Origin of the sequence: Streptomyces sp. NPDC059696 (genome assembly GCF_042733745.1) — a bacterium.
In the GTDB taxonomy this organism is placed as follows: domain Bacteria; phylum Actinomycetota; class Actinomycetes; order Streptomycetales; family Streptomycetaceae; genus Streptomyces.
Genome location: NZ_JBHWFG010000027.1, coordinates 84,214 through 109,110 on the forward strand (window position 1 = coordinate 84,214; position 24,897 = coordinate 109,110).

The window sequence follows — 24,897 nt, forward strand, 5'->3', positions numbered from 1 at the left end:
GGGCGTCGCCGCCGAAGGAGCGCAGGAGGGCACATGGGACGTGACGTGCCGGCCCTGGTGTTCACCCGGGAGGACCGCCGTCGGTACCGGGAGAAGATGCACACCGACCTCGAAGTGCTCGCCCGGATGCTCCGCGAGTCGGGGTTCGAGAGCGAGCGCCCGCAGGTCGGGCTGGAGATCGAGCTCAACCTCGTCGACGACGCCGGGCTGCCCGCGATGCGCAACACCGACGTGCTCCAGGCGATCGCCGACCCCGCCTGGTCGAGCGAGCTGGGCCGCTTCAACCTGGAGATCAACATCCCGCCCCGGCAACTCACGGCAGGCGGCCCCGGCTCCTGGGAGCAGGAGATCCGCGACGCCCTCAACCACGCCGAGGACCGCGCCGCCGCGGTGGGGGCGCACCTGATCATGGTCGGCATCCTGCCGACCCTCGACGAGCCGGACGTCAGCGGGTCCGCGCTCTCCGGCGACCCCAGGTACCGCCTCCTCAACGAGCAGATCTTCGCGGCGCGCGGCGAGGACCTGCGGATCAAGGTCGACGGAGTGGAGCGCCTGTCGACGTACGCCGACACCATCACCCCGGAGGCGGCCTGCACCAGCACCCAGTTCCACCTCCAGGTCGCCCCCAAGGAGTTCCCGCACTACTGGAACGCGGCCCAGGCCATCGCGGGCGTGCAGATCGCCCTCGCGGCGAACTCGCCCTTCCTGTTCGGCAAGGAGCTGTGGCGCGAGACCCGCATCCCCCTGTTCGAGCAGGCCACCGACACCCGGCCCGAGGAGATCAAGGCCCAGGGCGTACGGCCCCGGGTGTGGTTCGGGGAGCGCTGGATCACCAGCGTCTTCGACCTCTTCGAGGAGAACGTGCGCTACTTCCCGGCCCTGCTGCCGCTGTGCGAGGACGAGGACCCGCAGCAGGAGCTGGACAGCGGCAACGTCCCCCAGTTGGGCGAACTGACCCTGCACAACGGCACGATCTACCGCTGGAACCGCCCCATCTACGCGGTCACCGAGAGCGGCCCGCACCTGCGCATCGAGAACCGGGTGCTGCCCGCCGGCCCCACCGTCGCGGACATCATCGCCAACGGCGCCTTCTACTACGGCCTGACCCGCGCCCTGGTCGACGAGGACCGGCCGGTGTGGACGCGGATGTCCTTCTCGGTCGCCGAGGAGAACCTGCACACCGCGGCCCGGGACGGCATCGACGCCCGGCTGTACTGGCCCGGAGTGGGCGAAGTGCCGGTCACGGAACTGGTGTTGCGGCGACTGCTGCCCCTGGCCCACCGGGGCCTGGAGCTCACCGGCATGGACGCCGAGTGGCGCGAACCCCTGCTCGGCATCATCGAGCAGCGCTGCGTCACCGGCCGCAACGGCGCCCTGTGGCAGGCGGAGACGGTGCACCACCTGGAGAAGGCCGGCATCTCCGACCGGCGTGAGGCGCTGCGGCAGATGACCAGGACGTACATGGACTACATGCACATGAACGCGCCCGCGCACACCTGGCCCGTGGACTGACGTCAGCCGGTCCGGCCGTGCCACCGCGACGCCGCCGTCAGGGGTACGGGCGCGGGCACCTCCGCCGACGTCGTCAGCTCGATCCGCCGACCCTCGGCCGCCGAACGCAGCAGCGCGGTCATCGTCTCCAGCACGTGCAGGGCGAGTTCACCGTTGGCGCGCGGCGCACGCCCACCGCCCGCGGTGAGGAAGTCCAGCAGTCCGACGCCGCGGGCGCCGTCCACGTAACCCGCCGACGTCGGCAGGGTGCGCCAGCCGGTGTCGCCGAGCGCGTGGAGGCGGACCTCGCCGTCGAAGCGGTTCGGGTCGGGCACCGAGAGGGTGCCGCTCTCGCCGTGCACCTCGATCGGCGCGGCCGTGGTGGCCACGCCGTCGAAGCTGGTGGTGAGCGTCGTCAGCGTCCCGTTCACATGCTCCAGCACCCCGGACACGTGGCTGTCCACCTCGACCGGAATGCGCTCACCCGCGCGCGGACCGGACCCGATGACGCGCTCGGTGCGCAGCCGCCCGGCCGCCCCGGTCACGGCGCGCACCGGCCCCAGCAGATGCACCAGCGCCGACAGGTAGTACGGCCCCATGTCCAGCAACGGGCCACCGCCGGGCGTGTAGTAGAAGTCGGGGTGGGGGTGCCAGCGTTCATGCCCCGGCGTCACCATCACGGCCGTGGCGAACTGGGGCCGTCCGATGGTTCCCGCCGCCACGGCCGCCCGCGCGGTCTGCACTCCCGTGCCCAGGACGGTGTCCGGGGCGCAGCCCACACCGGCGCCCGCCTCGCCGGCGGCCTCCAGTACGGCACGGGCGGCCGCCAGGTCCGCGGCCAGCGGCTTCTCCCCGTAGACGTTCTTGCCGTGCCGGATCGCCCCGAGGGCGATCTCCGCGTGGGCGGCCGGCGTCGTCAGGTTCAGCACCGTGTCCACGTCCGGACTGCTCAGCAGCTCCCCGACCGTCAGCGCACGGGCGCCGGGCAGACCGGCGGCGGCCGCGGCCGACCGGGAGGCGTCGAGGTCGGCGACCGCGGTGACCCGCACCGCGGGATGGCCCGACAGCGTCTCCAGGTAGGCCCGGGATATGACGCCCAGCCCTACGACCCCGACGCGGTGCGCGTCGCCCACAGCATGCCCCTCTCGACGATGGTGCGGACGCCGGGGTGTTCCAGCACGTCGACGCTGTGCCCCGGCGTCGTCACCACGATCCGCCCGGCGCCCCACCGGCGGGTCCAGACCGCCGGGGACGTGACCGGCCGGTGCCAGGGCTGCCACGGACGGGTGGGGTGCGTGGTGGTGGCCAGGACGTCGATGAGGTCGTCGTGGAGCACCCAGTACTGCTCGGTCTCCAGGGTGAAGTCCTCGATGCCCGCGGTGATCGGGTGCGTCCGGCCGGCCTTCGTCACGCTGATCGTGTGCGGCAGGAAGTGGTCCGCCGCCTCGCCCCGGCGTTCGCACGGCTCCTTGCCGGGGTGTGTGGCGAACTGCCCGCCCACCAGGTGCAGATAGTCCGAGGAGGCGCGGAACGAGTCGGCGATGCCGCCGTGCCATCCGGTGAAGCCCGTGCCCGCCTCGACCGCGGTGGTCAGGCCCGCCAGCTGCTCGCGCGTGATCTCGGACATCGTCACGCACTGCACGACGAGGTCGGTGGCGGCCATCTCGGCGCCGTCCGCGTAGACCGCGGTCGACTCCTCGACCCGGACGGCGTATCCGTTGCCGCGGAGGAAGGGCAGGAACAGTTCTGTGGCCTCGACCGGCTGATGACCTTCCCAGCCGCCCCGGACCACCAGCGCTCTTTTCTGCGTCATCGTGATCTCACTATGCGCCGGTCGCCCGCGATCGGAAAAGAGGGCCGGACCTCACGAAAGTTTCGCGCCCGCGGCCCGCGCCGACACCATCCAGCACGCGGCGGTGTAACGGACCTCCGTGCCCTGCACGAAGGGATCGAAGGCGGGACGGACCACCTTCACGATCTCCGCCCGGGTCCGCTCGTCGGCGTCGGGCAGCACGGTGCCGAGCGGTCCGAGCCGGCTGAAGTAGGTGACGAGGTCCTTCTCGGGCAGGGCGCAGGGCACGTCGACCGGCCGGATGTCGATCCCGGCCCAGCCGCTCTCCGTCAGGACGTGGTGGACGCGCCCCGGGTCCGCGAACGCGAACTGGCCCGGCTCGTCCGGCCGTCGCACGGGCAGCTCCGGCAGGAACGGGGCCGCGGCGCGCTCCGCCGTCGTCATGAACGGGTTCTCCTCGGCGCCCCGCCACACGACGCACCGCAGCCCGGCCCCGTCCTTCATCGTGCTCCGGAGATTGGCGAAGGCCCGCACGGGGTCGCTGAAGAACATGACGCCGAACCGTGAGACGACCGCGTCGAAGGCGGCGGGTTCGAAGGCGTACTCCTGCGCGTCGGCCTCGATGAAGGAGGCCGGTACACCCTCCTGTTCGGCCCGCGCCCGGGCCGCCTCGATCATCGGGCCGGAGAGGTCGACGCCGACGCAGCGGCCGGCCCGGCGGGCGACGGCCCGGGTGAGGGCGCCGGTACCGCAGCCGACGTCGAGCGCGCTCGCCGGGTGTTCGGTGGCCACGGCGTCGACGAGCAGCTCCTCGATGCCGCTGAACATCCCGTTCAGCACCTCCTGGAGATCCACCCAGGCGTGGCCGGCGGGCCCGTTCCAGCGGGCGGCCTGCTCGTCGTAGGACCTGTGCGCGGCGTTCATCGTCGTATCTCCCTCGGCTCGTCCGCGGCCTGCCGGTCTTCGCCCGGCCGGTCGTCGTCCCGCTCGTTGCCGTCCGGCTTGTTGCCGTCCGGCTTGTTTCCGTCCGGCTCGTCTTCGTCCGGCCCGTCTTCGTCCGGCTCGTCTTCATCCGGCTCGTCTTCGTCCTGCTTGTCTTCGCCGGGACGTGATGACAGCGTTCTACTTCAAGTCGACTTGAGGTCAAGACAATGACAGACCTGGACATAGCGGAGGTGGCGCACCGCGCCGGGGTGCCCGCCTCGACGCTGCGCTTCTACGAGGAGAAGGGGCTGATCGCCCCGACCGGCCGGCGCGGACTGCGCCGCCAGTACGACCCGGGGGTGCTGGAGCGGCTGGCACTGATCGCGCTGGGACGGACGGCGGGATTCTCGCTCGACGAGATCGCGCGGATGTTCGCGCCGGACGGGCAGCCGCGCATCGACCGGCGGATGCTGTCGGCCAGAGCGGAGGAACTGGACCGCACCATCCGCGAACTGGGCGTTCTGCGTGACTCCCTGCGGCATGCCGCCGCGTGCCCCGCGCCCAGCCACCTGGAGTGCGACACTTTCCGCCGCCTGCTCGACGCGGCGGCCTCCGGCGGTGTCACGGCGCCGGGAAGACGTCCGCCCGAGCGCCGGTGACGGCCCTGCGGCCGCTGTCGGGCCTCGCCGCCTGACCGAACGGTGGCCCGGCAGCCGCCCCGCCGGGCCGCCGCAACCGCACCCGCGCCGCGCGAAAAACGTTCCAACTCCGCCGCGTTATACTGTGCGGCGCCCGACATGGCCATCGTCGTGCCTGGTCGCGCGGCCGCAACAGCGAGGGGGGTGGACGCCGTTCCCGCACGCCCCGCCCGGATCCAGGACGTCGCCGCGGCCGCCGGGGTCTCGGTGTCGACGGTGTCCAACGTGCTCAACCGGCCCGAGCGGGTCACCGCACAGACCGCCGAACGCGTCCGGATCGCCGTCGCCGCGCTCGACTACGTCCCCCACCCCGGGGCCGCGGGCCTGCGCACCGGCCACTCCTTTGCGATCGGGCTCGTCCTGCCCGACGTCACCAACTCCTTCTACGCACGCATCGCGCGCGGCGCCGCGGACGCCGCCTACGACCACGGCTACTCCCTCGTCCTGTGCCACAGCGGCGACGACCCCGCCCGGGAGCAGGGCTACTTCAGCATGCTCGTCGAGCAGCGTGCCGTAGGAGTCGTGGTCGTGCCGCTCAGCGCCGATCCGGGCCGGCTGGCCCGGCTGCGCGAGCGGGGCATCCCGCTCGTCCTGGCCGACCGCGCGATGCCCGACCGGGAGGGCTGCTCGGCCTCCGTCGACGACATCGCCGGCGGCCGCATCGCCGTACAGCACCTCCTGGACAGCGGGGCCCGTGACCTCCTCGTCGTCAACGGCGAGCGTGGCATCCGCCAGTGCGCGGACCGCTACCAGGGTGCCCGGCAGGCCGTGCGCAGCCGCCGTGAGGCCCGGCTCGGCCAGGTCGTCGCCGAGCGGATGACCGTCGCGTACGGCACGGAGATCGCCCGCGGGCTGACGGAGCTGCCCGACGGGGTGTTCTGCACCAACGACTTCCTCGCCGCGGGCCTGTGCCGGGGCCTGGCCGAACGGGGCGTGCGCGTCCCCGAGGACGTGCAGGTCGTCGGCTACGGCGACCTCGACGTCGCGACCTTCGGGGCGACGACCCTCTCGACGGTCCGCCAACCGGTCGAGGAACTCGGGCGGGCGGCCGTGGAGATGCTGCTGGACGAGATCGACGCCCGCGCGGACCATCTGCACGAGACCCGCGTCTTCGCCCCCGGCCTGGTCCTGCGCGACTCCACCCGGTCGCCCGCCGGCGGCTAACCCCCCGCCGGGATCCGCAGCGTCACCGGCCCCCACAGCCCCGACGACAGCTGGGACGCGAAGGCCCAGTCGGTGGGCGTGGCCTCCGCGAGATACGGGGCCAGCGTGCCCCGGACCGTCACCTCCAGCCGGACGGTACGCCCCGCGGCACCGCGCAGCGGGAAACGGTACGGCCGGCAGAACGCCTCACCGGCCGGCTCCCCGTCGACCGCGACCTCCACACTGCCCCGCACCCGCCCCAGATCCAGCACCGGATCGGGCCCGGCCGGCACCTCCACCGTCCGGCTGTACGTCACGCCCCCGCTCCAACCGCCCAGCCCCCGTTCGCGCCAGTCGCCCAGCGCCAGCGGCGCCGGCACGGTCCGCACCCGAACCGGCCCCCGCCACGCCGAGCCGCCCCGCAGGACGGCCGTGGGCTCGGTGACCACCTCGACCTCGGTGGCGTCCGGGACGGGCTCACGGCGCGTCAGCCGACCGCCCCTGCACGGCAGTCGGCCGCCGTCCCCGACGCGCACGGTGGCGCCGAGAACCGTCGGCAGCTCCAGCGACACCGTCCCCGGCGGAACGGTGAACCGGAAACGCTGCGGTACCGCCCGGATGTCGTCGGTGGACCGCGACGGCCACACGGTCCCGCCCGGCACCGGCGTGCCGTTGAGCCACGCCGTGTCCGGGAGCGGGTGCGGCCGCACGGCCGCGTGACAGTGCTGCAGCTCGCCGCGCCTTCGGGTGTCCTCGACGGTCCGGCCCCGCCACGAGCCCGTCCGGGCTTCCCAGCCGGCGCCGCCGGCCAGGGCCGTCACCCCGGACGCGGTCCGCGCCACCAGGTCGACGAACACCGCGTCCCGGACATCGGCGCTGTCGGCCACGACCTCCACGGTGTGCTCGCCCGCACCGAGTTCCCGCTCGTGCCGGAAGAACATCGGCACGGCACCCCAGTCCGCCTCGTAGTACTCCACCTTCTCCTGCCGCGCCAGCACGTCCCCGTCGAGCAGCACCGTCACCGCGCACGCGGCCCCGACGACGAGCACCGCACGCGCACCCCCGGCCGGGACCGGGAGCCGTCCGCGGTAGATCACCCGGCCGTCGGGCCGCACCCCGTCCGGCGGACGCATGAACCGCGGCCGCGGCCCGAGGCCGCCCGGCTCGGACAGGCAGAAGAAGCTGCCGAGCGGTGTGCCGGCGACGGCCGAGATCGTCGAGGGCCGGTCCTGGGCGCCGGACAGTTCGTACTCGAGCACATTGCGGTCCCGGCTCACGACGACGGGGGCGGAGGCCAGGTAGCCACCGTCGAACGGGCCCAGCGGCTCGCCGTTCCACCACACCCGCTTGGCGGCCTCGGCGCCGACGTGCAGTTCGGCGGGGCCCCGACGGCCGCTCTCCACGATCGCCCGGACCCGTGCGGCCGTGCCGGCGGTCGGCACCGGCACCCGCACGAACTCCTCGTTCACCAGCCCCTTGGTGCCCAGCAGTCCGCCCTGGTCCGGGACACCCCTGCTCGACGAGTACACCCCTGTGTCCCAGGCCGACTCCGGCGGCACCAGCGGCAGTTCGCCCGCGAGGACCCGCTCCACGTCCCCCGCGTCCAGTGGCGCGGGTGCCCGGCCGAGCGGCACCGGGGGCAGGACACGGACCCGGTTGCCGTAGGTGACCCGGGCGCGCTCCCACACCGTCCCCTCGGTCCACTCCATGGTCCAGATCTGCGGCTCCCGCACCGACGCCCCCGGGGGCAGTGCGAGGTCGCCCCAGGTGTTGTCCATCGTCGGCACCAGCCGGCCCTGCCAGCCGGACGAGAGGTCCAGCACCCGGACCGCCGTGGCCTGCGGGGCCGGCGCCGGTTCCGCACGGCCCTCGCGCCAGACGAGGAGGACCGCCGGGGCGCCCTCCAGCGGCACCTCGACGGACGACGAGGCGCCGTCCGCCAGGACCGTGACGCGGGCCGGGCGGCGGGAGCCGGTCGCCGGGTTCCAGACCTCGGCCCGGGCGACGGCGGCCCGGACGGTGACGGACGTGGTGTGCACGGGCTCGGGTGTGGGGCCGGTCCGCAGCGGATGCGCGCCGAGCTCCGGGAAGGCCGCCGTGACCAGTGCCACCGCCTGGTTCCCCTTCCGCCGGACGAGCAGCGGAACGTCGCCCGTCGCGTGCCCGGCTGCGTCGGCCACCGCCGCGGCCGCGGCCTGCGGGTCGCGCACCCGCTCCAGCCGGGGATGGGCGAGCAGCGCCGCCACGACCGCGTCGTCACCGGACCGGCCGGCGGCCGTCGCGGGCGGACGGCCCACGACCACCACCCGCCCGCCCGCGTCCAGCAGGTCGAACAGTCGCCGTGCCGTGCCCTCCTCCAGCACGCTCGCCGAGGGCAGCAGCACCACCCGGTACGCCAGATCCCTGATCCGCAGGGCACCGTCGCAGGCCCCGGCGCGCTGGACCGAGTCGTCGTCGACGACGTCGAAGGACACCCCGTGCCGGTCCAGGGCACCGGCACGCGGGCCGAGCCAGTTGTTGGTGCCGCACAGGTCCAGGTAGTGCCGCTGGGTCTCGTCGGCGAGGGCGTGGCCCCCGCCCAGCCGGCCGTCGCCGAAGTGCCGGACCGGTGCGTCCAGCGGCACCAGGGCCTGCATGGTGGCGGTCGGGTGCAGCACCGCCACATCGGCCGCGTAGCCGCCCCACGACATGAGCGAGCAGATCCGGGCCACGGCCCGCGAGAACGCCGGGTACTGCCTCCAGTAGGGCTGGCGCCAGTCGGTGGACGGCGGCGCCCACTCGAACCAGCCTCCCGCCGTGCCGAAGTAACTGGCGTGCGGGTTGTACAGGTTGGCGCCGCTGCGCAGGAACGGCAGCAGCCAGTCGTAGGTGTCCTCCAGCGTGCCACCCCAGCCGGAGGAGTGGAACGCCTCGATCCACACGCGTTCGTGGCCGTGGAGGTGGGCCATCGAGGAATGCACCTTGGCGTCGCCGTGGTGGTCGCTGCCCGCGGCGCTGTACCAGCGGTGGGTGCGGAAGTAGTCGGTGTAGATCTGCGTGGACTGGGCCGGGTAGCCCGCGCGGGCCGGGTGGCTCTGGTCGCTGCCCAGCAGCAGGCCGCGCTCGCGGTGCCAGGCGGCGAGCGGCCGGAACAGGGCCTGTTCGGTCAGTTCCGCCCGGACCGCGTAGTAGTCGGCGCGGATCTTCCCCTCCGCGACGCCCGCCGCCGTGCCGAAGAGGGCGGGCAGGTGGTCGAGCAGGTCGTAGCCGCGCCGCGTGCGGAACTCGTCGGCGAAACGGTGGCTCCAGGCGTTGGTGCCGGGGAGTTCGTCCTGGAAGCTGCCCGCGACGACGGTGCCCAGGTACTCCGGCACGCGGCGGTCGTACTCGTGGTGGACGGCGTCCATCAGCAGACCCACGGCGTGCGGGTCCAGGTAGTCGAACGCCGTCGGTACGGCGGTGACGAGCCGGACCGCGGTCCCGTCGGCGGCGGCGATCCGGCCGTCCCCCGAGAGGTCGAGCCGCCGCCCCTGCGGCGCGTACGCGGCCAGCGCAGTACCGGGGCCCGTCAGGCCGACCGCGCCCCCGGCGACACGCACCTCGCGGCAGCGCAGCGCCAGTCCGGCGGCCTCCGGGTGACGGCGCGTCACACCGCCCTGCACATTGGCCCCGGAGAAGCCGATCTGGTCGTAGAACCACAGCCGCGTGCCCAGTTCCGCCGAGAGCTCGCAGGCGTCGGTGAAGCGGGCCCACCACTCCTCGCCGAACCACGCGGGATCGTCGGCCCGGGCTCCGAACGTCGGGCCGGCCGGGGCCAGGTTGATGACGACGAGATTGTGGACGCCGCCGGCCGCGAACGCCCGCAGCTGCCAGGCGAGTCGCGCACGGGTGACCTTCGCACCCGACCACCACCACAGGGGTGTGGGGCCGAAGGCGCGGGGCGGGTCGTCGAACAGTCGCCGGAGCTCGGGGGAGATCACGGACGCGGTCCTTCCCCTGAAACGTTTTCAGGCCGCTTTCACCGTAGGTGAGCTGGCACGGACGCGCCACACCCCCGTGCGGAGTCACGCGGCCCGGCCCCGCGGCGGCGATGCGTGCGCGACACCTTGTTGGAACGTTTTTCTCCCCCTATATTCGCTGCGACCAGGCCCCCGGAACCGCGATGTCACCAGACGACGGAGTCGCATCATGGCCGGTACCCGCCCCATCCCCGGACCGCTCTGGAAGGCCGCCGCGCTGTCGGGCATGGCCTCCTACCTCGACGCCGGGCTGATCGTGAGCATCTCCGTCAACCTGGCCGTCTACCGGGACAGTTACGGCATGGGCGTGTGGATGGCCGGGGCGATCAGCGCGATCGTCACCGGCTGCATCGCCGTCGGATCACTCATCGGCGGACGGCTCGCCGACCTCTTCGGCCGCCGCCGCGTCTACAACTGGGACATCTTCTGCTTCGCGGTCGGCGCCCTCGGCTGTGAACTTCGAGGACGGCGTGGTCGAGATGGGCCACGACGGACCGGCCCACCTCGGGGTCGGCGCCCGCGACCCGCTGCTGCGCGGGCTCGGCGTCTACCACGGCAAACGCGGCTGGGGAGTGAGCGTCGAACTGGACGTCCGGCACGGGCCCGTCACCCTGCTGGGCCTCGGCCAGGACGCCGATGGCGGTCTGTCCTTCGTCACCTCCGAGGGAACCGTCGTACCCGGGCCGCTGCTGGAGATCGGCAACACCACCAGCCGCGTCGACTTCGGCCGGGACCCCGGCGAATGGGTCGACGCCTGGAGCGCCACGGGCGTCGGCCACCACTGGTCCCTCACGGTGGGCCGTCACGCGGCCGACTTCCGGGCCGCCGCGAGCCTGCTGGGCATCGACCACCGGCACGTCTGACACATCCGTGCAGCAGCGCGGGACGCCCGTGGGCCCGGGCGAGGGTCGCCTCGGGCAGGGCCGGCAGGCACGGTGAGACGCCGAGGGCACGGATGGGTGTCGTCCCCGCCCGCGGATGGGTGGCGGCACCGATGGTGGGGACCCCGGTGCCCGTGTGAGGCTGGCAGCACCGCCTGAGCCGCCGCGCCCCCGTCCCGGGCGCGGTGTCGCGGATGCGCCGAGAGGCGTACACCCCCGTTCGCCCATGCCCCTGAAGGAGGAGCCCCTATCCCTCCCCGTCCGGTGAAACGATCCGCCCGCGCGTCCACGAAGGCGGTGATCCGTGGGACACGCTGACAGCCTCCTCGCCTTGGGCGGAGCCTTCCTGGCCGCCGCCCTCCTCGCCGGTCTCGGCGGCAGAATCGGGCTCCCCACGATCCCGCTGTTCATGCTCGCCGGCATCCTGCTCGGCCCGCACACCCCGGGCCTGGTGATCGTCCAGGACGCCCACGACTTCGAGATGCTCTCCGCGCTCGGTCTGGTGCTGCTGCTGTTCTACCTGGGCCTGGAGTTCCACCTCGACGACCTGGAAGAGGGCGGCCGGCGCCTGCTGACGGCGGGTGGGATCTATCTGCTGCTCAACGTCGGCGCGGGCCTCGGATTCGGTTTCGCGCTGGGCTGGGGCGTCCGTGAGGCGCTGGTCCTCGCCGGTGTCCTCGGCATCTCCTCGTCCGCCATCGTCACCAAGATCCTCATCGACCTCGGCCGCATCGGCCGCCCGGAGACCCGCCTCATTCTCGGCGTCATCGTGGTGGAGGACATCTTCCTCGCCCTCTACCTCGCCGCCCTCCAGCCCGTGATCAGCGGCGCCCACGGAGTCGGGGACATGGTCCTTCAGGGCGTCAGGGCCTTCGGCTTCCTGCTGCTGCTCGCCGCGGCAGCCCGTTACGGCACGACACTGGTCGGGCGGCTCATCGCGACCCGCGACGACGAACTGCTCGTCATCAGCTTCCTCGGCGCGGCCGTCCTGGTGGCGGGCGTCGCCGAGGTCCTCGGAGTCGCCGACGCCATCGGCGCGTTCATGGTCGGCCTGATCCTGGCCGGCACGCCCTCAGGTCCACGTATCCGGGACCTGGTGCATCCGCTGCGCGACGCCTTCGCGGCCCTCTTCTTCTTCGCCTTCGGACTCTCCATCGACCCCGGCGACATCGTCTCCGTGGCCGGACCGGTCGCCGTGGCGGCCGTGCTGACCCTCGTCATGAACGTCGCCGCGGGCCTCCTCGTCGCCCGCGTCTACCGCTACGGCATCGAGCCCGCCGCCGAGATCGCCACCACGCTCGTGGCCCGCGGCGAGTTCGCGCTGATCCTGGCCGCCATGGCCGCCGGCGCCGGTCTCGACGCCCGGCTCGCCCCGTTCATCGCCGGGTACGTCCTCGTCCTCGCGGTCCTCGGACCCATCGCCGCCGGACGCGCCCACCTGCTCGCCCGCACGCTCCGAGCGGGGCAGGGACTCCTGCCCCACCGCCCCTCACCGCCGTACGACGGCGAGCCCGCGCACGACGGCGGCCGGTCCGCTCCCCAGCCTGCCGAGGCCGAGCGCTAGCGGGCGCTCCACCGTCCTGGCGCCGACGACCAGCAGGCCGGTGATCCGACCGTCGTCGGGAACATCCGCCGGGGGATTCGCTCGAACATCCGCTTGAACAGGAGCACCGCGTACCGCCTCCTCCGGACCGTCACCGCCAGCGTGTGCGCGGCACGGCCGCCATCCGTGACGGGACCCATTTCCGGGTGAACACCCCGCCCACGGACCGGCGTTCACGCGGTGCCGCCACCGGGAAGGATGGGGGTGGGGCCCGATGGTGCGAGCCGCCGTCGGGGGGAGAGGCTGAAGCCCTGGTGAGGCGGTCGTGTCACCCGGCACAGCCGCACCCGCGGCCCGCCTCCCCGCGCACCGTCACAGGACCCGACACCCCGGGCCTTGTCATGACCTCGGCCAGCGCCTGTTCCGAAGCGCTCGGGTCCGGGAAGGAGAAGCCGTGCCCCGGTCCGAAGACCACCGTCTGGTGGATCTCGAAGCACGACTCGAACGGGACGACCCCCGGTTCGCGCGGGCCATGAGCTCCGGCCGCCCCGCCCGGCCCCGTGAGTACCGGCGGACCGGAGCCTGGTGGGGGCTGGCGCTCGGAGTCGCCGTACTGGTCTCCGGCATCGTCCTGGCCGAGGGGCTGCTCATCGCGGGCGGGCTGGTGCTCGTCGGCATGGCGGCCCAGCTGGCGGATCCGGACCCGGCCCGTACGACGCACCGGGGGTTCGGGCGCCGCTGACGCGGGCGGCCCTCCGGGTCCGGCTCCCCACGGGGGCCGGGCGGCCGTCGTGTGGGCCGTCAGGGTGTCGTGGTAACCCGTGTGCACGCCCCGGATGGTGGGACGGCCCGACGCGACTGACGGTGGTTCACGTCGAGACCGGGTCTCGTGAGCTGGCGAGGCGTCAGCTGCCCGGTTCGCGACGGAAGGACTCACCGATGCGCTCTGCCCGCATGATGCTCGCGACGGCCACCGCCACGGCCGCCCTCGCGATCGCCGCACCCGCCGCCTACGCCGACGCCATGGGCGACGGCGACCACGACTCGACTTCCTACAGCAAGGAGCACCACAAGGACAGCGACCACCACAAGCCCCACGGCGGGATGCACACGGGTGGCGGAGCGCTGGCCGCGGTGACCTCGGACGACTGGGGCTCCTCCGAGGAGGAGGAGAAGGGCGCCAAGGGCGAAGAGGGCAAGCACGAGGAGCACGGCAAGGAGAACGGCAAGGAGCACGGCAAGGAGGACGGAGAGGAGAAGGGCTGGGAGGGCAAGCACCACAAGCCGCACGGTGGCATGCACACCGGTGGCGGGGCCCTGGCCTCCGTGAACTCGGACGACTGGGAGGGCTCCAAGTACGACCCGGAGTCCTACAAGGACGGAGACGACTGGGGCGGCAAGGAAGAGGGCGGCTCCGGCAAGCAGGACAAGGGTGACTGGGGCGACAAGCACGACAAGGGCTCCTGGGAGGGCAAGCACGAGAAGCCGCACGGCGGCATGCACACCGGTGGCGGCGGCCTGGCCTCCGCGCCGGGCGTGACCGCCGGCGGTCTGGCCGCCCTGGCGGTGGCCGGCACCGGCATGTACGCGCTGCGCCGCCGCAAGGCCGCGCAGGGCGCCGCCTGACCGGCTTGACCTCATAGCCGCCGTGGCCGCCGCACGTGCCCCGCACGTCGCGGCGGCCCGGCTCGTCCTCCCGTGTGCCGTAACCGCTGCCGTGCCGAATGAGGTGGTTCTCGATGGCAGCCCCTCCCTCCACCCTGTCCGACCTCGGCCCCGCACCGTCCAGGCGTCGCTTCCGCGCCGTCGTGACGGTGGTCTGGTCGGTGGCCGCACTCGTACTGACCGTGAACCTGTTCGGCGGCGGTGGCGAGTCGCCCGACGACGCCGGCCCACCGCACGCGCCGCCCGCCGTGGCCGCCTCCTCGGCCGTTCCGGACCTGCCCGACACGCGCACGTCCGCGGCACCGGACCGGTCCGAGGGGCCCCACCTGCCGCGCTCCCGGCCGGTCCGCCTGCTCATTCCCAAGATCTCGGTGGACGCGCCCTTCACCGACCTGGCCATCAACCCGTCGGGCCAGCTGGAGCCTCCGCCGCCGAACGACACCAACCTCGTCGGCTGGTACGCCAAGGGCCACACACCCGGAGAGGCCGGCACCGCGATCATCGCCGGGCACGTGGACACCCTGACGTCCCCGGCCGTGTTCGCCGGGCTCGGCGAGCTGAAGAAGGGCGACCGGTTCCAGGTCGTGCGGGCCGACGGCAGCAAGGCGACCTTCGCCGTGGACGCCGCTCAGTCCTTCGACAAGGACGCCTTCCCCAGCGACCGCGTGTACGGCGACACGCCACGGGCCCAGGTCCGGCTCATCACCTGCTCGGGTTCCTACGACCGCCAGGCCCGGGACTACACCGAGAACCTCGTCGTCTTCGCCCACCTCGTCTGACAACCGGGGCACCGGCCTGACTTGGTGTTTTACAGTGACTCTCACCAGTTCAGGCGACTGTGGGACCTGTGAGGGATTCGCGAACCATGACGACCGAAACGTTTGAGTTCCAGGTAGAGGCGCGTCAGCTGCTCCAGCTGATGATCCACTCGGTCTACTCGAACAAGGATGTCTTCCTGCGGGAGCTCGTCTCCAACGCCTCCGACGCGCTCGACAAGCTGCGTCTGGAGAAGCTGCGGGACGACTCCCTCGACGCCGATGTCTCGGACCTGCACATCGAGCTCCACGTCGACAAGCAGGCCCGCACCCTCACGGTGCGGGACAACGGCATCGGCATGTCCTACGACGAGGTGGGACAGCTCATCGGCACCATCGCCAACTCGGGGACCGCCACCTTCCTCAAGGAGCTGGAGGAGGCCAAGGAGGGAGCCGGGGCCGAGGGCCTCATCGGCCAGTTCGGTGTCGGTTTCTACTCGGGCTTCATGGCGGCGGACGAGGTGACGCTGGTGACCCGCCGGGCCGGGGAGGGCCAGGGGACCCGCTGGACGTCGCGCGGCGAGGCCACGTACACCCTGGAGCGGGTCGACGACGCGCCGCAGGGCACGTCCGTCACGCTGCACCTCAAGCCCGCCGACCCCGAGAACCAGCTGCACGACTACACCTCGGAATGGAAGATCCGGGAGATCGTCAAGCGCTACTCGGACTTCATCACCTGGCCGATCCGGATGGTCCCGGAGGCGAAGGACGGCGAGGACGCGCCCGAGCCCGAGACGCTGAACTCGATGAAGGCCCTGTGGGCGCGCTCGCGCGACGAGGTGTCCGACGACGAGTACCACGAGCTGTACAAGCACATCAGCCACGACTGGCGCGAGCCGCTGGAGACGATCCGGCTCCAGGCCGAGGGCACCTTCGAGTACCAGGCCCTGCTCTTCGTCCCCTCGCACGCCCCGCACGACCTGTTCACGCGGGACTTCAAGCGCGGCGTCCAGCTGTACGTGAAGCGCGTGTTCATCATGGACGACTGCGAGGCGCTGCTGCCCCCGTACCTCCGCTTCGTCAAGGGCGTCGTGGACGCGCAGGACCTCTCGCTCAACGTCTCCCGCGAGATCCTCCAGCAGGACCGGCACATCCGGATGATGCAGCGCCGGCTGACCAAGAAGGTGCTCTCCACGGTCAAGGAGTTCATGACCAAGGACGCCGACCGCTACGCCACCTTCTGGCGGGAGTTCGGCACCGCCCTGAAGGAGGGGCTGGTCACCGACTCCGAGAACCGCGACGCCATCCTCGCCGTCTCCTCGTTCGCGACCACGCACTCCGACGACGAGCCGACCACGCTGGCGCGGTACGTGGAGCGGATGAAGGACGGCCAGGACGACATCTGGTTCATCACCGGCGAGTCCCGGCAGAGCATCGAGAACTCCCCGCACATGGAGGCGTTCCGGGACAAGGGCATCGAGGTCCTGCTGCTCACCGACGCCGTCGACGAGGTCTGGGTCGACGCCGTCGGCGAGTACGAGGGCAAGAAGCTGCGCTCCGTCACCAAGGGCGAGATCGACCTCGACGCCGAGGGCGAGGAGAAGGCCGGCGAGGAGCGGGAGAAGCAGGCCGAGGAGTACGCCGGGCTGCTCGGCTGGATGCGGGAGCGGCTCGAGGAGGACATCAAGGAGGTGCGCCTCTCCACGCGGCTCACCGTGTCCCCGGCCTGCATCGTCTCCGACGCGCACGACCTGACCCCGGCCCTGGAGAACATGTACCGGGCGATGGGCCAGGAGGTGCCGCGCACCAAGCGGATCCTGGAGCTCAACCCGGGCCACCCGCTGGTGAAGGGGCTGCACCAGGCGTATCAGACGAGCGAGGACCGTACGGAGCTCGCCGAGTCCGCGGAGCTGCTGCACACGCTGGCGGTGCTGGCCGAGGGCGGCCAGCCCAAGGACCCGGCGCGCTTCGTCAGGCTCGTGGCGGACCGCCTGGAGCGCACGCTGTAGTCAGGGCCGGATCAGGGGTGGTCCGGGGTGCCCGCGGGCCGGGCGCCGGGCGGGGTCGTGCCGGTGCCCGGCGGGACGGTCTCGCCCTGGACCACCCGCGGCGCGGGGGCCGTCCCGGCCTCCTCGTCCCTGGCGGCGCGTGCCTCCGCCTTGAGGATGCGAGCCGCCTTGCCGGCCGAGCGGGTCAGCTCGGGGAGCTTCTTGATCCCGATGACGGCTGTGACGACGATGAGAAGGAGCGCGAGCTCGCTCAGTCCGAACATGGTGTCCTGTCCTCTCCGGCCCGGTCCGGGCACGGCGTGAGCGTATCGGGCGGGGAGCACGGTGTGATCGCCGTTCCGGGATGCGACCCCGGGTGCCGGCGCAGGTGGGGCAGCATCCCGCGGTCGAGCAGCTCCTGCCGCCGGACCAGCCGGGCGTGTGCCGGTCTCTCCGATGTCCGCGAGGTCGACACAGGGCGACACGGGGCGGCGCAAGGGAGGCGGGGCGGTGACGGATCCCGGGCAGCGCGCCCGACGGGGGCAGGGCGAGCTGGAGGCACTGGTGCTGTCGGTGCTGCGGGAGGCGGACGGCCCGGCCACGGCGGGGTGGGTGCAGGAACGCCTCGGCGACGACCTCGCGTACACGACGGTGATCACGATCCTCACCCGGCTGCTGGGCAAGGGCGCGGTCACCCGGGAGCGGGTCGGACGCTCCTTCGCGTGGACACCGGCCTCGGACCAGGCGGGGCTGGCCGCCCGCAAGATGCGCAAGGTGCTGGACGCCGAGAACGACCGCGGGGCCGTACTGGCCAGCTTCGTCACCGGCCTCGGCACCGGACGAGGAGCGGCTGCTGCGCGACCTGCTGGATCAGGCCCGGGGCGAAGGGGAAGACTGAAGGCTCATGGGGGTCTGATGGTCCTCATCCTCCACGCGGCAACACCGCTCTGGCGGCGGATTCGGTCCGCCGTCGGGTCGCGCCCTCAGCGACGCGGGGAACCGGGCGACACGCCACGGTGGCGCCGCACCCGGCAGACAACGGACCCACCCAGTCCCTCAGCCCTCCCCTGTGAGAGGGGGGCCGTACCCCGGGCCCCGCGCGGTGGTTCCTTGCTCCAGGTGTTCTCGCGTCGACGAGCTTCGCGCCACCCGCGAGCGTGGCCGTGGCCCCCGAGCACGTTCTCCCGCTGACCGGTCACACTTGGGTCGTCAAGAGACCGCGACGAGGGACGCACACGGGCCTCCGCTCCCGGGCGGCGGGGCGTGGTCAGGAGGGGGAGCACCTTGACCGGCACGGCGGATGCGGCGCACATGGTCTCCGACCAGCGGCGAAACGAGTTCGGTTGGGGGCACGAGGCGCTCGACGCCCGGTTCGTCGTCGCCCCCGACGGAACACCGCGACTGGTCCGGCTGGCGCACCCCGGCGACGACCGCGGGGCCACGCCGCAGTCCGCGCTGCCCCTCGTGGAGCTCACCGCCCTCGGCCACGGCAGCGGCTGGTCCGGCCCCCGCTTCACCGGGACGGCCCTCGGCAGCAGGCTCGCCCACCGTGCCCAGCACGCGAGCAGCAGCGACGGCTGGGAGCGGCTGACCGTCGAACTCCACGACCCGGACACCGGGTTGACGGCCTTCGCCGCATTCAGCTCACCCACCGGCCTGCCCGTCCTGCGCTCCCGCGTCCGGCTCCGCAACGACGGAACCGAACCCCTCGTCGTCCAGTCCGTCAGCAGCCTGCTGCTCGGCGGCCTTCCTTCCCCGGACACCCTCGACGTCCACCGGGCCCGCAACGACTGGCTCGCCGAGTGCCGTTGGTACACCGAGCCGCTGCGCGCGACCGTCGCCGACGTCCACACCGACGTCCACGAGCACGACAGCCGGGCCGCCCTCGCCCTCACCGGACGCGGCAGCTGGCCCACCGACGGCCACCTCGCCATGGGCGCGCTGACCGAGCGGAACGGCGAGCGGGCCTGGGCGTGGCAGGTCGAATCCCCGGCCGGCTGGCGCTGGGACCTCGGCGAACGGGCACACGCCACCTGTCTCGCGCTGAACGGCCCCACGGACGCGGAGCACCAGTGGCGCGTCCGGCTCGCACCGGGCGAGGAGTTCACCACCGTCCCGGCCGCCCTGGCCCTCGGCACGGACCTCGACGCCGCGCTCGGCGCCCTGACCTCCTACCGCAGGGCCGTCCGACGCCCCCATCCCGACCACACCGCCCTCCCCGTGGTCTTCAACGACTACATGAACACCCTCATGGGCGACCCCACCACGGCCAAGCTGCTGCCGCTGATCGACGCCGCCGCCGACGCGGGCGCCGAGTACTTCTGCGTCGACTCCGGCTGGTACGACGACGACACCCGCGGCTGGTGGGACAGCGTCGGCGCCTGGCAGCCCTCGCCGCGCCGCTTTCCCGACGGCGGCATCCGGGCCGTCCTGGACCGGATCAGGGAGCGCGGCATGGTGCCCGGGCTGTGGCTGGAGCCCGAGGTCGTCGGGGCGCGCAGCCCCGTCGCGGCCGGACTGCCGCCCGAGGCGTTCTTCCAGCGCGACGGCGTACGCCTCACCGAACAGGGCCGCCACCAGCTCGACCTGCGCCACCCGGCCGCCCGCGCCCACCTCGACAGGACGGTCGACCGCATCGCCGGCGAGTGGGGCGTGGGCTACCTCAAACTGGACTACAACATCGTCGTCGACCCCGGCACCCAGGCCCCCGGCGACCTCGCCCCGGGAGCCGGCCTGCTCGGCCACGCCCAGGCCTACCTCGACTGGCTCTCCGCGGTCCTCGACCGCCACCCCGGCCTCGTCGTGGAGAACTGCGCCTCCGGCGGCATGCGCATGGACGGCGCCACCCTCGCCGTCGCCCAGCTCCAGTCCACCAGCGACCAGCAGGACCCGCTGCGCTACCCGCCCATCGCCGCCGCGGCGCCCACGGCCGTCCCGCCCGAGCAGGGCGCCGTCTGGGCCTACCCGCAGCCCGAGTACGACGACGACCTGATCACCTGGACACTCGGCGGGGCGCTCCTCGGCCGCATCCACCTCTCCGGGCACCTGGACCGCATGTCCGCCCACCAGCGCGCGCTCGTGCGGGACGCCGTCGGCGTCTACAAGTCGATCCGCGAAGACCTCGCCCGGGCCCTGCCGTTCTGGCCGCTCGGCCTGCCCGGCTGGACGGACGAGTGGCTGGCCCTGGGACTGCGGATCCCCGGCGACGGTACGGCCTACCTCTCCCTGTGGCGGCGCGGCGGGCCCGGCACACTCCGCGTCCCCGTCCGGCACCTGGCGGGCCGGGCCGCCCGGGCGGACGTCCTGCACCCCTCGTCGACGGCGGCCGGCCGGGCCGTCTGGGACGGGGAGGCGCTGACGGTGTCCGTGCCGCGCACACCCGGAGTGCTGCTCGTCCGGCTGGTCCCTCAGCCGTGAGAGGGTCCGCTCAGGCGCGGACGGCGTTCCGCTCCCGTGCCCGGTCGCGTGCGTCCCGGCGGAACGCCCACGCCATGTCGGGCTCCAGCACCCAGCGGAACACCCGCCGCACCGGCGGGGTGCACAGGACCGTCACGAGCGCCGCGGCGGCGACCGTCACGAGGATCTCGCCCAGGGGCCGGTGCACCCACGCCGGCTCGTACCAGCCCCAGAACTTGGAGCCCTGCGCGACGAAACCGTGCAGCAGGTAACCGCAGAGCGTGCCCGCGCCCAGCACGGTGAACCAGGTGCGGCGGCCTGGCACCCAGGCGAGGAAGCAGGCGACCAGGACCAGCGAGCAGCCGAAGGTCACGAGCGTCATGACGGGCCCGTACCAGGAGGGCGCCTCGAGCTCCGCGGCGCTGTCACGGTGGTAGAACCAGGCACCGCTCATCCGCGGCACCGCCCAGTAGGCCACGGCGAGCGCCCCGGCCAGGACCGGCACGGCGAGGACCCGCGCCGCACGACGCCGCACCAGCCGGAAGTGCTCGGGCCGCAGCAGCAGACCGACGACGAAGTACGGCAGGAACTGCAGCGTGCGCTGGAGATCGAGGTCGTTGCCGAGGGACGGCGAGAGCGTCGCCAGGATCGCGATGACGAGGGCGACCGGCAGCGGCCACCGTACGCGCCGCCAGATCGGTGTGGTCAGCCGCCAGATGAACAGGGCGATCAGGAACCAGGTCAGATAGAGGGGGTCCAGCAGGCTCACCGGCCGGTCCGGTTCCTGGTCCGTCCACCGGGTGAAGAGGGTGTACGCGGTCTCGAAGACGACGTACGGCACGACGAGCCCGGTGACCAGACGCTTGATCCGGCCGGGGCTCGCGTCGAAGGAGCGCGAGAAGTAGCCGGAGATCACGATGAAGGCCGGCATGTGGAAGGCGTACACGACCATGTAGAGCGCGGAGGCCGCCCGGCTGCCGTCCCGCAGTGGCTCCCAGGAGTGCCCGATCGCCACCAGCACGATCGCGAGGTACTTCGCATTGTCGAAGAACGCGTCCCGCCCTGCGGCCGGTTCCGCCGCGGCGGCCTGTCGCTCCGGCCCGTCGGCCCGGACCGCGCGGAGACGCAGGGTGTCCTCACTCATCGCGCCTCCCGCCCGGCGTGCGGGAAACCCGGACGGGTGCGTACGCGTCGTGCCGGAGATACGGCGATGGGGAGCCGGTGCGCCATCCCCGCCGCCTGACCGAAGCGGAGCGACCCAAACCGCTTTCCGCCGGGCTGTAGCGCGGATCACAGGGACGCCGGTGCCGCCGGGCCCGGGCGCGGCGGCACCGGCGCACGAGGACCGGGCTCAGCTCACGGAGCAGTCGGTGCCGTTCAGGGTGAAGGCCGTCGGAGCGGGGTTCGTGGCCGGCCCGGTGGCGGTGAAGCCGAGGGTGACCGAGCCCGACGCGGGGATCGACGCGGTGTAGGGGGCGGCCGCCACGCTCACCGCGGAGCCACTCTGGGTCGCCGTGCCGCCCCACAGGCTGGTGATGCGCCGGCCGTCCGGGAAGGCCCAGCGCAGCGTCCAGCCGTTGATCGCCGCCGTGCCCGTGTTGCGCAGGACGATCTCGCCCTGGAAGCCGCCGGGCCAGCTGCCCGTCACCCGGTAGCCGACCCCGCAGGCCGCCGGCGAGCCGCCGGAGGAGGTCGTGACCGTCACCGTGCCCGAGCGGGGCGAGCGGTTGCCGGCGGCGTCGCGGGCGTAGACGGCGAAGGTGTGGGAGGTGCCGGGGGACAGTCCGGTGAGGGTGGCGGTCGTCCGCGTGGTGCTGGTGACGGCCGTCTCGGCGCCACCGCTGATCCGCACGACGTCGTAGCCGGTGACGCCGGCCGCGTCGGTGGCGGCGGCCCAGTCGAGGGTGGCGGAGGAGGAGGTCACCTCGGAGGCGGCCGGGGTGCCGGGGGCCGTCGGGGGAGTGGTGTCGCCTCCGCCGGAGCCGAAGACAGCGGCCTCCTCGGCGGTGGCGGCGATGCCGTTCGCGCCGTGGAAGAGACGCTGCCCCCAGGAGGTCAGCCGGTTCGGGTCGAAGTCCGTCACCATGTCCAGGTACTCGACCCCGCCGCCGTTGCCGCTCCACGACCAGCCGAGACAGCCGAGGCGGAGCTGCCGGGTGACGGCCAGGATGGTGTCCTCGTCGGGGTTGCCGTCCGAGTGGTCGTGGCCGAACTCGCCGACGACGATGGGCAGTTTCGCGGTGACGAAGCGGTTCAGGTAGTCGGTGATCTCGGCGGCGGTGTCGAAGACGCCGTACATGTGGATCGAGAAGACCGTGTTGGCGTCGGGGTCGGCGGCGAAGACCGATGCGGCGTTGTCCCGCATCGTGAAGGCCCAGTCCTGGCCCCAGTTGGGCGCGTCGACCATGAGGGTGTGGTCGAACCCGGCGTCGCGGAGCTTGACGATCGCGGCCTTGGTGTCGGCCGTCCAGGCCGAGTAGCCGGTGTTGCCGTAGGGCTCGTTGCCGATGTTGACGATGACGTAGTCCTCCTGGCCGGCCAGGGCGCTGTGCACGCTGATCCAGTAGTCGGCCGCGCGGGAGAGGGTGGCCGCTCCGCTCTGCTCGCCGTAGCCCGTGGTGTCGTGCACCTCCAGGACGCAGATCAGCCGGTTCCGCTTGCACTGGGAGACCACGTTCGCCACATCGGCGGCGTCGTTGCGGGTCCAGCGGTCGCCACTGGCGAGGACCACGCGCACCGTGTTGGCGCCCTCGGCCTTGATGTGGGCCAGGGAGCCGATCCGGTCCGGATACCAGGTGTGGGCGTGGTTGACGCCCCGCATCACGAAGTCATTCCCGCCGGCCTCCAGCAGCCTGCCGTTGTGCACCCGGAACCCGGTGGGCGCGGCCTGGGCGGGCGGGGTGAGGACGAGGAAGGACAGGAAGAGGGCGAGCAGGGCGGCGGCCACGGTGGCCCGGCGTGGCGCGGTGGGGGTGCGGAGTCTCATGACGGCTCCAGGGGTGGGGGTCGGGTGGCACTCGTCGGAGGTCGCGCTGGGGTGCTGCCGTGCGGAACGGGGTGCTGCCGTGGGGCCGGGTAAGGGCGGCCCGGGCGGGACGCCTCCCGCCCGGCGCGGTCTCCCTGAGGAGTGGGAGCGCTCCCAAGGCATCAAGCCACCGTTGTCGGTGACGCGTCAAGAGGGGTGAGGGTGAGAGGGTGGGGGCCGGTAGCCGGAAACGATCAGCGACGATCTCTCGGAGGCAGACGTGGACCTGGAGCACGGCGCCCTGAAGGGGCTGCGGATCGCGGACTTCTCCCGGGTCCTGGCCGGGCCGTACGCGACCATGCTCCTCGCCGATCTGGGCGCCGAGGTGGTGAAGGTCGAGCGCCCGGGGACCGGCGACGAGACCCGGCAGTGGCGTCCGCCCACCGACGAACACGGCACCTCCACCTACTTCCTCGGCGTCAACCGCAACAAGCGCTCGGTCGCCCTGGACCTGTCGGACGAGACCGACCGGGAACGGGCCCGCGCCCTGGTCGCCGCATCGGACGTGCTCGTGGAGAACTTCCGGCCCGGCACGATGGACAGGCTCGGCCTCGGCCACGACGACCTGCTCGAACGGCACCCGCGCCTGGTCTACTGCTCCATCAGCGGCTTCGGCACCGGCGGCGGCGCCGCGATCCCCGGCTACGACCTCCTCGTCCAGGCGGTCGGCGGGCTGATGAGCGTCACCGGCCGGCCCGACGGCGAACCGACCAAGGCCGGTGTGGCTCTCGTCGACGTGATCACCGGACTGCACGCGGCCCTGGGCATCATGGCGGCCGTGCGGCACCGGGACGCCACCGGCGAGGGGCAGCGCGTGGAGGTCAACCTGCTCAGCTCCCTGCTGTCGGCCATGGTCAACCAGGCCTCGGCGTACGCCGTCGCGGGCGTCGTGCCCGGCCGGATGGGCAACGCGCACCCGAGCATCGCCCCGTACGAGACCTTCCCCACCGCCGACCGTCCGCTGGCCCTCGCCGTCGGCAACGACGGGCAGTTCGCGGCACTGGCCGGGGCGCTCGGCCGCCCGGAACTCGCCGGCGACCCCCGCTTCCGCACGAACCCCGAACGGGTGGCCCATCGCACCGAGTTGTGCGCGGTGCTGGGCGAACGGCTGCGTACGGCGGGCGCCGACCACTGGGCGGAGGCGCTCGCGGCGGTCGGCGTGCCCGCCGGTCCGGTGAACACCGTCGACGAGGCGTTCGCCTTCGCGGAACGGCTCGGACTGCCCGGTGTCGTCACGGTGCCCGGGACGGACGGCGGAGCGGGGTCCCGGCAGGTGGCGTGCCCGATCACCCTGAGCGCGTCACCGGCACGGCACCGGCTGCCGCCACCGGAGCTCGGTGAGCACACGGCCGAGGTCTTCGGCGGCCGGGACCGCTGACCGCGGGCCGACACCGTCCACCGGGCAGCGGCGAACTCCCGGGTGGCGAGGGCGTCGTAGCCGCGGCGCGGCGCGGGCGGCGGCGCGGGCGCGGGCGTCGTGGCCGCGGAGCGACACGCACGGCGACCCGTACGCGCGAGGTTCAGGAGCGCCCCGACGGGTAGCCGCGACCCGCCCACCCCCACCTGGGGGCCCAGGGTCAAATAATCAAAGCAGAGCC

17 protein-coding genes and 2 pseudogenes are annotated in these 24,897 nt (G+C 73.1%); 12 read left to right on the forward strand and 7 right to left on the reverse strand.

The genetic code is table 11. The annotated features are described in order from the left end of the window. Positions 1-33: 33 nt before the first annotated feature. On the forward strand, positions 34-1,512 hold the full coding sequence (locus tag ACFV20_RS26665) for a glutamate--cysteine ligase (protein WP_385660456.1): 1,479 nt from the start codon (positions 34-36) through the stop codon (positions 1,510-1,512). Between the two features lie 2 nt (positions 1,513-1,514). On the opposite strand, the gene ACFV20_RS26670 is transcribed toward ACFV20_RS26665, so the two are convergent. From ACFV20_RS26670 to ACFV20_RS26680, 3 genes are read right to left on the reverse strand one after another with little or no spacing between them, the layout of a single operon-like run. Then, complete coding sequence (locus ACFV20_RS26670; RefSeq protein ID WP_385660459.1) at positions 1,515-2,624, reverse strand: Gfo/Idh/MocA family protein; 1,110 nt, start codon at positions 2,622-2,624, stop codon at positions 1,515-1,517. Beyond that, on the reverse strand, positions 2,594-3,304 hold the full coding sequence (locus tag ACFV20_RS26675; protein WP_385660461.1) for a ThuA domain-containing protein: 711 nt from the start codon (positions 3,302-3,304) through the stop codon (positions 2,594-2,596). The genes ACFV20_RS26670 and ACFV20_RS26675 overlap by 31 nt, the downstream gene beginning before the upstream one ends. A 51-nt stretch (positions 3,305-3,355) precedes the next feature. After that, positions 3,356-4,207, reverse strand: coding sequence for a class I SAM-dependent methyltransferase (locus tag ACFV20_RS26680; RefSeq protein WP_385660464.1), 852 nt, complete (start codon positions 4,205-4,207; stop codon positions 3,356-3,358). Positions 4,208-4,434: 227 nt separating this feature from the next. Here ACFV20_RS26680 and ACFV20_RS26685 point away from each other — a divergent pair, with 227 nt between their 5' ends. Together ACFV20_RS26685 and ACFV20_RS26690 are read left to right on the forward strand one after the other, a co-directional pair. Further along, positions 4,435-4,866, forward strand: a complete 432-nt coding sequence (locus tag ACFV20_RS26685) for a helix-turn-helix domain-containing protein (protein ID WP_234847638.1) — start codon at positions 4,435-4,437, stop codon at positions 4,864-4,866. Between the two features lie 138 nt (positions 4,867-5,004). Next, complete coding sequence (locus tag ACFV20_RS26690; RefSeq protein WP_385660468.1) at positions 5,005-6,069, forward strand: LacI family DNA-binding transcriptional regulator; 1,065 nt, start codon at positions 5,005-5,007, stop codon at positions 6,067-6,069. Here ACFV20_RS26690 and ACFV20_RS26695 read toward each other — a convergent pair. Continuing rightward, a complete protein-coding gene (locus ACFV20_RS26695) occupies positions 6,066-10,007 on the reverse strand; it encodes a glycosyl hydrolase (RefSeq protein WP_385660470.1) in 3,942 nt (1,313 codons plus the stop codon). The genes ACFV20_RS26690 and ACFV20_RS26695 overlap by 4 nt on opposite strands. A gap of 365 nt (positions 10,008-10,372) precedes the next feature. Between ACFV20_RS26695 and ACFV20_RS26700 the strand changes: the two are divergent. The 6 genes and pseudogenes from ACFV20_RS26700 to htpG all read left to right on the forward strand — a co-directional run. After that, positions 10,373-10,909, forward strand: a pseudogene (locus ACFV20_RS26700) (arabinose isomerase); the annotation flags it as partial. A 322-nt stretch (positions 10,910-11,231) separates the two neighbouring features. Continuing rightward, positions 11,232-12,491, forward strand: a complete 1,260-nt coding sequence (locus tag ACFV20_RS26705) for a cation:proton antiporter (protein WP_385660473.1) — start codon at positions 11,232-11,234, stop codon at positions 12,489-12,491. Between the two features lie 433 nt (positions 12,492-12,924). After that, on the forward strand, positions 12,925-13,212 hold the full coding sequence (locus tag ACFV20_RS26710; RefSeq protein WP_385660477.1) for a DUF3040 domain-containing protein: 288 nt from the start codon (positions 12,925-12,927) through the stop codon (positions 13,210-13,212). 197 nt (positions 13,213-13,409) lie between these two features. Beyond that, complete coding sequence (locus ACFV20_RS26715; protein ID WP_385660479.1) at positions 13,410-14,096, forward strand: hypothetical protein; 687 nt, start codon at positions 13,410-13,412, stop codon at positions 14,094-14,096. Between the two features lie 113 nt (positions 14,097-14,209). After that, positions 14,210-14,914 carry a class F sortase gene (locus ACFV20_RS26720; protein ID WP_385660482.1) on the forward strand — a complete coding sequence of 235 codons (705 nt, stop codon included), beginning with the start codon at positions 14,210-14,212 and terminating at the stop codon, positions 14,912-14,914. 86 nt (positions 14,915-15,000) lie between these two features. Then, the gene (htpG, locus tag ACFV20_RS26725; protein ID WP_385660485.1) at positions 15,001-16,899 is read left to right on the forward strand and encodes a molecular chaperone HtpG; all 1,899 of its coding nucleotides are present in this window, start codon (positions 15,001-15,003) and stop codon (positions 16,897-16,899) included. 11 nt (positions 16,900-16,910) lie between these two features. On the opposite strand, the gene ACFV20_RS26730 is transcribed toward htpG, so the two are convergent. After that, on the reverse strand, positions 16,911-17,162 hold the full coding sequence (locus ACFV20_RS26730) for a twin-arginine translocase TatA/TatE family subunit (protein ID WP_385660487.1): 252 nt from the start codon (positions 17,160-17,162) through the stop codon (positions 16,911-16,913). 226 nt (positions 17,163-17,388) lie between these two features. On the opposite strand from ACFV20_RS26730, the pseudogene ACFV20_RS26735 reads away from it, so the two are divergent. Further along, positions 17,389-17,776, forward strand: a pseudogene (locus ACFV20_RS26735) (BlaI/MecI/CopY family transcriptional regulator). Positions 17,777-18,189: 413 nt separating this feature from the next. After that, a complete protein-coding gene (locus ACFV20_RS26740; RefSeq protein ID WP_385660530.1) occupies positions 18,190-20,295 on the forward strand; it encodes an alpha-galactosidase in 2,106 nt (701 codons plus the stop codon). A gap of 10 nt (positions 20,296-20,305) precedes the next feature. Here the strand turns inward: ACFV20_RS26740 and ACFV20_RS26745 are convergent, their stop codons facing one another. Both ACFV20_RS26745 and ACFV20_RS26750 read right to left on the reverse strand, forming a co-directional pair. Then, a complete protein-coding gene (locus ACFV20_RS26745; protein ID WP_385660489.1) occupies positions 20,306-21,418 on the reverse strand; it encodes an acyltransferase family protein in 1,113 nt (370 codons plus the stop codon). A gap of 207 nt (positions 21,419-21,625) precedes the next feature. Continuing rightward, on the reverse strand, positions 21,626-23,260 hold the full coding sequence (locus ACFV20_RS26750; protein WP_385660492.1) for a cellulase family glycosylhydrolase: 1,635 nt from the start codon (positions 23,258-23,260) through the stop codon (positions 21,626-21,628). A 265-nt stretch (positions 23,261-23,525) separates the two neighbouring features. Here ACFV20_RS26750 and ACFV20_RS26755 point away from each other — a divergent pair, with 265 nt between their 5' ends. Further along, a complete protein-coding gene (locus tag ACFV20_RS26755; RefSeq protein ID WP_385660533.1) occupies positions 23,526-24,677 on the forward strand; it encodes a CaiB/BaiF CoA transferase family protein in 1,152 nt (383 codons plus the stop codon). Positions 24,678-24,897: the final 220 nt, after the last annotated feature.

Bases quoted from the DNA above. Each gene is read 5' to 3' on its own strand.
- ACFV20_RS26665 (WP_385660456.1), top strand. From the start codon at position 34: ATGGGACGTGACGTGCCGGCCCTGGTGTTCACCCGGGAGGACCGCCGT.
- ACFV20_RS26675 (WP_385660461.1), bottom strand. From the start codon at position 3,304: ATGACGCAGAAAAGAGCGCTGGTGGTCCGGGGCGGCTGGGAAGGTCAT.
- ACFV20_RS26680 (WP_385660464.1), bottom strand. From the start codon at position 4,207: ATGAACGCCGCGCACAGGTCCTACGACGAGCAGGCCGCCCGCTGGAAC.
- ACFV20_RS26685 (WP_234847638.1), top strand. From the start codon at position 4,435: ATGACAGACCTGGACATAGCGGAGGTGGCGCACCGCGCCGGGGTGCCC.
- ACFV20_RS26690 (WP_385660468.1), top strand. From the start codon at position 5,005: ATGGCCATCGTCGTGCCTGGTCGCGCGGCCGCAACAGCGAGGGGGGTG.
- ACFV20_RS26715 (WP_385660479.1), top strand. From the start codon at position 13,410: ATGCGCTCTGCCCGCATGATGCTCGCGACGGCCACCGCCACGGCCGCC.
- ACFV20_RS26720 (WP_385660482.1), top strand. From the start codon at position 14,210: ATGGCAGCCCCTCCCTCCACCCTGTCCGACCTCGGCCCCGCACCGTCC.
- htpG (WP_385660485.1), top strand. From the start codon at position 15,001: ATGACGACCGAAACGTTTGAGTTCCAGGTAGAGGCGCGTCAGCTGCTC.
- ACFV20_RS26730 (WP_385660487.1), bottom strand. From the start codon at position 17,162: ATGTTCGGACTGAGCGAGCTCGCGCTCCTTCTCATCGTCGTCACAGCC.
- ACFV20_RS26740 (WP_385660530.1), top strand. From the start codon at position 18,190: ATGGTCTCCGACCAGCGGCGAAACGAGTTCGGTTGGGGGCACGAGGCG.
- ACFV20_RS26745 (WP_385660489.1), bottom strand. From the start codon at position 21,418: ATGAGTGAGGACACCCTGCGTCTCCGCGCGGTCCGGGCCGACGGGCCG.
- ACFV20_RS26750 (WP_385660492.1), bottom strand. From the start codon at position 23,260: ATGAGACTCCGCACCCCCACCGCGCCACGCCGGGCCACCGTGGCCGCC.